Annotated in this window: 7 protein-coding genes; 6 read left to right on the top strand and 1 reads right to left on the bottom strand. The window is 35.4% G+C overall.

All coding sequences use genetic code 11. The features are described 5' to 3' along the window. The 6 genes from HOG71_11410 to HOG71_11385 form a co-directional block, all read left to right on the top strand. On the top strand, positions 1-485 hold a 485-nt coding region (locus tag HOG71_11410; protein MBT5991446.1), incomplete at its 5' end, for a hypothetical protein. A 16-nt stretch (positions 486-501) separates the two neighbouring features. Continuing rightward, positions 502-2550 carry a hypothetical protein gene (locus tag HOG71_11405; protein MBT5991445.1) on the top strand — a complete coding sequence of 683 codons (2049 nt, stop codon included), beginning with the start codon at positions 502-504 and terminating at the stop codon, positions 2548-2550. Between the two features lie 461 nt (positions 2551-3011). After that, entirely contained in the window at positions 3012-3401 is a 390-nt protein-coding gene (locus tag HOG71_11400; protein ID MBT5991444.1) for a hypothetical protein, read from the top strand. Positions 3402-3610: 209 nt separating this feature from the next. Beyond that, positions 3611-4045 carry a hypothetical protein gene (locus HOG71_11395; GenBank protein MBT5991443.1) on the top strand — a complete coding sequence of 145 codons (435 nt, stop codon included), beginning with the start codon at positions 3611-3613 and terminating at the stop codon, positions 4043-4045. After that, on the top strand, positions 4042-6357 hold the full coding sequence (locus tag HOG71_11390) for a glycoside hydrolase family 92 protein (protein MBT5991442.1): 2316 nt from the start codon (positions 4042-4044) through the stop codon (positions 6355-6357). The genes HOG71_11395 and HOG71_11390 overlap by 4 nt, the downstream gene beginning before the upstream one ends. An 87-nt stretch (positions 6358-6444) precedes the next feature. Continuing rightward, positions 6445-7695 carry a T9SS type A sorting domain-containing protein gene (locus tag HOG71_11385; GenBank protein ID MBT5991441.1) on the top strand — a complete coding sequence of 417 codons (1251 nt, stop codon included), beginning with the start codon at positions 6445-6447 and terminating at the stop codon, positions 7693-7695. A 289-nt stretch (positions 7696-7984) separates the two neighbouring features. On the opposite strand, the gene HOG71_11380 is transcribed toward HOG71_11385, so the two are convergent. Then, a partial coding sequence (locus HOG71_11380; GenBank protein ID MBT5991440.1) for a hypothetical protein occupies positions 7985-8299 on the bottom strand: 315 nt, incomplete at its 5' end.

The raw sequence follows: 8299 nt of genomic DNA, 5'->3' as shown, positions 1-8299 counted from the left end.
CATCATGCCAGTATTCTACTGAATGTTTAACAGGATATTTCTCCAGATATGTCAGGCATGAAATATATAATGTGGATACGGTAAAACTATGTATTTCCAAGAATGAAGATACTTTAAAATACAGTTATTCATCTTCTAATGAGGAAAACATGGACATCAGTTTTTCAATAGTTGATTCCACGGATTCAATTCTTGCAATTTACGGTCATGATTGTCCTCTGATTGCTCAGAAAACTTTTGATATAGAAGGTTCTGGATTTTTAATAAATAAGTATCTCTATGATACGGATGCTATTGATGAAGAAACTAGCTATTATTTCAATAAAGAATATGGCCTTTTAATTAGTTATAGTTTAGCTTGGCATTGTTTAGACAGGACACTGGAATTTGATAGTATGACTAAAAAGTTGATTGATTTAATTATTTCAGATACATCAGGATTCTATATGAGCAAACATATTCCACCTCCACCACCACCTGACTAAAGTTTAAAGATTAATTATGAAAAACTTCACTATCATTTTCATACTTACAATAGTACTTAGTTCTTGTCAAAATAACAAAGAGCATAGTAAAAATTCAGATACTGAATGGCTCGCAACTTCTTCCATGGAGCAAATCTCCAAACCTTATATTCGCTATTGGTGGTTTGCTTCTGAAATCAAAAAAGAAGATGTCAAATTCAATTTGGATTGGTTGAAAGAAAATGGTTTTGGCGGTGTTGAAATCGCTTGGGTTTATCCTTTGAATGCGATGGGGAATAGTAAGGATACTTCTTATACAGACAGACAAGAATGGTTAAGTCCTGACTGGCAGGAAATTGTTACCTACACCATTAAATATGCAGATAGTATTGGCTTGGCTTGTGATATGACCATGGGAACACTTTGGCCATATGGGGACTCATATGTTAGCTATGAAGAGGCAGCTCAACAATATGGGGCAGAAGAGAGGCAAATGATCAGCAAGTCGTGGGAGTACCCTAAAAAAGGCTATGTGGTTGATCATTTGAATCCAAAGCATTATTTGAATTATTTCAATCGAATGCTTGATTCATTTCCTCAGCCAAACACAAAACTGCCTCAAGCCTATTTTGTTGATAGTTGGGAAGTGGAAACTAAAAAGCTTTGGACTGATGGTTTTGATAAAGAATTTGAGCAACGATTTGGCTACGACATTAAGCCTTATATGGATTCTTTGTATAATTCACAAAGTCCAGATAAAAAGGATTATCCTTGGGAGTGGCATGTAGGAAAATCAATTTATTCTTTGTTTCCACTTGCTAAAGATAAGCTATACGACTATATGAGCCTGATTTCTGAGAAGACAATTGCTTTCTATCATGATTTTGATAGTACATTAAATGCTCGTGGACTGATTTCCCGTGGACAATGTTCTGGTGCTCCCTGCGATATTATTTCAGCTTATGCCCAACTGGATATTCCTGAAGGTGAGGCCATGTTGTACGAACCGGAGTTCAACAGCATTCCAGCTTCAGCTGCACTGCTGAGTGGGAAAAAAGTGGTGAGTGCCGAAACCTTTACCTGTTTGTATGGCTGGCCCAGAAACCACATCAGAGAAGAGCAAATGGCTGATTTAAAACTTCTGGCTGATGCATTATTTGCTAATGGGATAAATCATATCATTTGGCATGGTAAAGCACACAATCCGAAAGATGAGGACTCTGTAAATTTTTATGCAACAGTTCATGTTGGAAAAGAGGGTAGGTTAGCGGCTGAAATTCCTGCATTTAATGAATATTTAACGAAAGTTTCTTCCTATATGAAAAAAGGGAATACCTTTAGTGATGTTGCTGTTTATCTGCCTACTGAAGATGCGTGGATGAAAGGTATTATGCCAAAGAAAAAACAATTTATTTGGGCTTGGGGCTATTACGAAATGCGCTATGTTTATTTTCCTGAAGAGCTGGCTGGACATCATCCGATTTGGATTAACCAAGAATTTCTGGAAAAAGCAAAAGTGGAAAACAAAAAATTGATTGTTGGAAATGCCCATTTTAGTTCGCTTTATGTAGATGTTGCCTTTTTGGATTATGAGGTGCTTAAAAGAATCAATGAATTGGCCAAACAAGGTCTTTCAGTTACATTGAAACAAATGCCACTGGAAGCAGGTACTGTCAAACATAAAAAATGGGATGGGCTGCTTGCCAGTTTAAGTAAACAATCTAATGTCAGTTCAAATTACATTAGAAAGATAGTTCCGCTTGTTATGGGAAATAACCTACCATCTTACTGGGCAAGGGAAGATTACAATTCCCTGTATGTTTTCTTTGCAAATCCGAAATCAAGGTATTTGAAATTTCCAATTGAATATGGGCAATCGTTTTCTGAAAAAACTTCCGAAGTTCCAATTTCAGTATACTATAAGGGAATTACTTATGAACTGAAATTAAAATTTGCACCATATCAATCCTTATTGTATAAATTTGAGGATGGAATAATCAAGCAGATTGATATTTTGTTTGAACCCCAAATTCCTGTGGTTATAGAAAGGTCCACAATTGAAGAAGCACCATGGCTGGTGAAGTGATAACATAAAGCAATGTCTATTTATGACCTGAGTTCTATGTAATTCTGCATTTATTTTAATTGATAAACATTGTTAAAATGAAATATATCTTTGTGAGTCTTTGAGAATTGGTGTCTTTGTGGCTATTTTTATTATGTTTTTGCCACTAAGACTCTAAGCCTCTAAGATTTTACCAAACATAAATGATCAATAACGGAAAAGCAGAATTTTATATAAATGTCATGTTAAAACAAAGATTAAAACTGAAGTTATGAAACGAGCCTGAGTAAAAATTTCTCACACACCTGTGTGCCGAAACACTTCGGTGTGCAGGCACAAGGAAATGATTATAATGCGAGTTCCACTTGACAATTAAAAAACAATTATAAACAGATGAAACAAGCATGTGTAAAAAATTTCTCACACATAGGAATGATTATAATGCGAGTTCCGTATGACCTTTAAAATTTAATTATAGACATATGAATAATTCAATCAAACTAATTTATTGGTTACCACGTGTAATCTGTATACTTGCTATTCTTTTTGTAAGCCTATTTGCTTTGGATTCTTTTGGACCTGATCTAACTTTTTGGCAACAAATTGGAGGCTTTTTGATCCATTTAATTCCTTCCTTTGTATTATTGGCTGTGCTAATCATTGCGTGGAAATGGGAAAAGATTGGTGGAATCATTTTTATGATTATTGGTTTGGGAATAAGTCCTTTTGTTTTCAAGATGAATTATGGAATGAATGAATCTATATGGATGAGTTTAGGGATAATTCTGGCCATTACATTTCCATTTGTGGTTGTGGGTGTTCTTTTTGTGTTAAGTCATTTTTTGAAGAAAAAGAATCTGATTAATAATTAAGTATTGTGACTATCAATTTACATAAGGATATCGGTGAAAGATTTTCTTCATTAGCCCCATCCCTAACTGCACTTCGCTAAAGCTTTGCGGCAGCGAAGAGGGTGTGAAGAAAATCAATTTGCTCCCTTTAGGGTTTGGGGTAAACAAATTGATTTTCAGGTTACTATATAACTTTTTTTGTGTATTCTTGAATAATTATTTTAGATATCATGGTATTACTCGTTAAAACAATCATCACCCTTGGAATCATTTTACTGTTTGCTCTGGTATTATTTTTCCTGAACAGAACATCCCGCAAAAAAAGACTGATAGCCATTAATTCAAGCAGATCACTTTTGTCTCGCGACCGATATTTAGGGATTCATGTGCCAATGGGATTCAAAAAAAGGCATGTTGAAGTTTTATATGATGTGCTTCATGACTCTATAGGAATTATCGGATTTTGTTTACATCCTGATGATGATATTATTAAGATGTATGAAGTGGCCGATTTGGATGAATTAATTGAGAATATGTGTACCAAACTTGGCCTGAGAAAACCTCTGCAAGAGGACTTTGACCATATGCAAGAACAATTCAAGATAATAACGGCAGAAGTAGTATTAACTTTACTTAAGAGACTCGATCAAGAAACTTCAAAATGAAACATATTATATCCCTATGCATTGCTTCAATTGTACTTTCAGCTTGTAATAAACAAATTGAAATTGAATCTCAGAACACTGAAACGCCAAATCTGATCCAATTTGTTAATCCCTTTGTGGGAACCAAGAATATGGGGCATACCTATCCCGGTGCAACTGCTCCATTTGGTATGGTTCAACTAAGCCCGGAAACACGGCTGATGAATATGTATGTTGATGGCAAATACAACAAAGAGGTTTATCGTTATTGTTCAGGCTATCAATATGAAGACAGCACAATTTTTGGTTTTAGTCACACCCACTTTAGTGGCACTGGGCATTCCGATTTAGGTGATTTTTTACTCATGCCAACTACAGGAAAACTTCAATTAGAACCTGCAAATATTGAAAGCGGTGAAGACGGATTTTGTTCGCATTTTGATCATAAAAATGAAAAAGCTGAGCCGGGCTATTATTCTGTTCTGTTGAATGATTATCAAATTCAAGCCGAATTGACCGCATCTGAGCGGGTTGGTTTTCATCAATACACATTTAACGAAAAGGATACCGCGCATATTATTCTGGATTTAATGTCTAACATCTATAATCATGAAGATAAAAATATATGGACTTTTTTAAGAGTTGAGAATGATTCCGTTGTTACAGGATATCGACAAACCAATGGATGGGCCAAACCAAAGAAAGTATTTTTTGCCATGCAGTTTTCAAAAGCATGTATCAATTACGGACACAAGCGCTATGAAAATGTTGTTTATAAAGGCTTTTATAGGAAATTCAATGAAGAGGAAAACTTCCCTGAAATGTCAGGCAAACAAATTCGGGCTTATTTTGATTTTGATATGGAGAAAGATGAAAAATTGCAGATCAAGTTTGCCCTTTCATCGGTTAGCACAAAAGGCGCATTACTAAATTTAGAAGCAGAAATTCCTCATTGGGATTTTGAACAAGTTAAAAGCGAAACACAAGAAAAATGGAATCAGGAATTATCTAAAATTATTGTTGAAACGCAAACTGAAGAACAAAAAATTACTTTTTACACAGCGCTTTATCATACAATGCTAAGTCCGATTATCTATGAAGATGTTGATGGGAGTTATCGTGGATTGGATCAAAATATTCACCAATCTGATGGTTTTACAAATTATACCATTTTTTCACTTTGGGATACTTATCGTGCCTTGCATCCATTATTCAATTTAATTCAGCCCGAGCGAAACAACGATATGATTAAATCCATGATGGCACATGCCGATCAAAGTGTGCATCATGCTTTGCCGGTCTGGAGTCATTATGCCAACGAAAATTGGTGTATGATTGGCTATCATGCTGTTTCAGTTATTGCAGATGCTGTCGTAAAAGGAACAACAGATGTGGACTTGAACAAAGCATTGTTAGCGTGTAAAAATTCTTCAACATTAGCTTATTATGATGGAATTGCTAATTATATGAAGTTGGGCTATGTTGCTGAAGATAAAAGCTCCTCATCAGTTTCTAAAACATTGGAATATGCTTATGATGATTGGTGTATTGCACAAATTGCTAAAAAAGCTGGAAACGAAGCCGAATACAACTCTTATTTAAGTCGTTCCAAAAACTTCAATAATGTGTATGATGCTGAAATTGGGTATATGCGCCCAAAACTTGCAGATGGAACATGGCGGAAGGAGTTCGATCCTCTAAATACGCATGGGCAAGGCTTTATTGAAGGAAATGCTTGGAATTATGGACTTTATGTTCCTCATGAGTTGGATAATATGATCAGCATGATGGGAGGGAAGGATAAATTCTCACAACATCTAGATGCGATTTTTACTACGCCAATAGCTGACGAATATATTGAAAAGAATGAAGACATAACACGGGATGGTATTATTGGAAACTATGTGCATGGTAATGAACCCGGGCATCATATTCCATACTTATACAATTGGACGAATCAGCCTTGGAAAACACAGGAAAGAGTTAGAATGATCATGAACAGCATGTATAGTCATGCTGAAGATGGATTATGTGGCAATGATGATGCTGGACAAATGAGTGCATGGTATGTGTTTTCAGCTCTGGGATTTTATCCAGTTTTGCCCGGCTCTGACGAATATGCAGTTGGGAGTCCTTCTGTTTCAGAGGCAATCATTCAATTGAAAGATGGGGAAATACTACAAATAAAAGTGTTTAATCAGAGCCCTGAAAATGTTTATATCGATAAACTAATAGTAAATGGAGTTGAAATCAAAGATTTTAAATTAGTACATAGTGAACTGATAAAAGGAGGATTAATCGAGTTTTATTTAAGAAGTTCACCGAATAAATAAAATTGTCTAAAATCAGGCAACTGTATAGTGATATCTATCGTCCAAAGTGAATCAACATAAAAGCGTTATAAAAAAATCAAAAATCATATGAAAAAATTTGCAGTAGCGATACTATTTATTCTCCCGTTTATTCTTGTTCAAGCTCAAAATAAAAAAGTGCTGTTTATTGGTAACAGTTATACAGCAGCTAATAATTTACCCCAAATGATAGTAGACCTGGCCTTATCGACAGGCGATGCAATGGACTATCAGGCACATACACCTGGTGGTGCTCGCTTCCTTCAGCATGCGGTTGATCCGACTGTTTTCGATATGATTCGATCAGAAAATTGGGACTATGTTGTGTTGCAAGCTCAAAGTCAGGAACCATCCTGGCCAATTAGTCAGGTGAGTACAGAAGTTTTTCCGTATGCTAAAATATTGTGCGATTCAATTAGAGCTATTAATCCATGTAGCATACCCCTTTTTTATATGACTTGGGGTAGAAAAAATGGAGATCAAATGAATTGTGCTTCGTGGCCACCAGTGTGTACGTATGAAGGAATGGATAGTTTGTTAAATCTCCGTTATAGGATGATGGCAAACGACAACAATGCCTATGTTTCTCCAGTTGGTGAAGTTTGGAAATATATTCGAAAATATTATCCAACTTTAGAGTTGTATGAACCCGATGAATCGCATCCTTCAGCTGCAGGTTCCTATGTTGCTGCCTGTGCATTTTATACATTGATTTTTGAAAAAGATCCTATACAAATATTCAATAATTTGAATCTTTCATTAACAGATGCGATGGCTATTCGAGCAGCAACCAGATTGATTGTATTTGATAGTTTAAGCAAATGGAATGTGGGGAAATATGTTCCAAAAGCTGATTTTGATTTTGTAAATGATAGCAATAGAGTGGCTATTGCCAATAATTCTAATTTTGGATTAGAATACAAATGGTATTTTGGTGATGGAGAAAGCTCAACACATGAAAATCCAATTCATTATTACGATACAGATGGAGAATATACTATTCAACTTTTTGTATCAAAATGTGGTGCCATTGATTCATTTTCCAAAAAGGTAACGATTTCAACAATAGGATTCGCTTGTTCCGAACTAGACGGCATAATCCTATTTCCGAATCCTACTACTGGAATTATTGAAATCTCGAATGCACAGGAAATTGAGCATATTGTCGTATTAGATCAGCAAGGAAGAATGATGATGTCAAAAAGACAACTGAAACAAGATTATATAGACATATCAATACTGGATAATGGCATTTATTTCCTCAAAATACAGTTGAAAAACCAACAAGCTGAGTTGGTAAGGAAAGTGCTGAAGGAGTAGCGGGCTGAATTCTGTATTCAAAAGAACACATTTGAGGTAATCTCAAATGTCCTTCAGACTATTATTTCCGCGCTTTTCTCTGCTGACTGCATGTCGCCTAGCTTTAGTAATGGCACAAGCTTTAGCGCAAGCATGTGAGAGGTTCTCCCTGCTAGTTTCTACTTGGGGCAGCCTACTCGATTATGCTGCGATATTTATTTCAGTATCATTTAACTCTTTTTATTATTCTATAACTTTCTTCATTTGATTTATTGCAATGAAATATATTTTGCTAATCATAATCTAATAGCTACCTAATTATTTTGACTTTAATATTCGTAAATCTTGGCGAGGTAGATTGACTTGGTTGTCCGTTAAATGCTCTTGAATAAAAAACTTTATTGGAGAGTCCTGTATAACCATCAACCTTACCGCCACTTTGATAGTACATTTTCTCATTGGGGGAACTCCAGGTATTACCAACAAAGATTCTGTTATATTCTGATTTAAAATTCCATGAGCTCCACTCACCTTCATTAGAAGCTGTTTTCAGGTCAGAACGGCTTATCTCCTTATCAGGTTTTCCATCGTTATTTATATCTGCCCAAGCAATTATGTAAAAACT

This window comes from Bacteroidota bacterium (assembly GCA_018698135.1).
GTDB lineage: Bacteria > Bacteroidota > Bacteroidia > CAILMK01 > JAAYUY01 > JABINZ01.
Note: the sequence above shows the minus strand (reverse complement) of the source record. Positions and strands in the feature narration are given on the sequence as shown.

Bases quoted from the DNA above. Each gene is read 5' to 3' on its own strand.
- HOG71_11405 (MBT5991445.1), top strand. From the start codon at position 502: ATGAAAAACTTCACTATCATTTTCATACTTACAATAGTACTTAGTTCT.
- HOG71_11400 (MBT5991444.1), top strand. From the start codon at position 3,012: ATGAATAATTCAATCAAACTAATTTATTGGTTACCACGTGTAATCTGT.
- HOG71_11395 (MBT5991443.1), top strand. From the start codon at position 3,611: ATGGTATTACTCGTTAAAACAATCATCACCCTTGGAATCATTTTACTG.
- HOG71_11390 (MBT5991442.1), top strand. From the start codon at position 4,042: ATGAAACATATTATATCCCTATGCATTGCTTCAATTGTACTTTCAGCT.
- HOG71_11385 (MBT5991441.1), top strand. From the start codon at position 6,445: ATGAAAAAATTTGCAGTAGCGATACTATTTATTCTCCCGTTTATTCTT.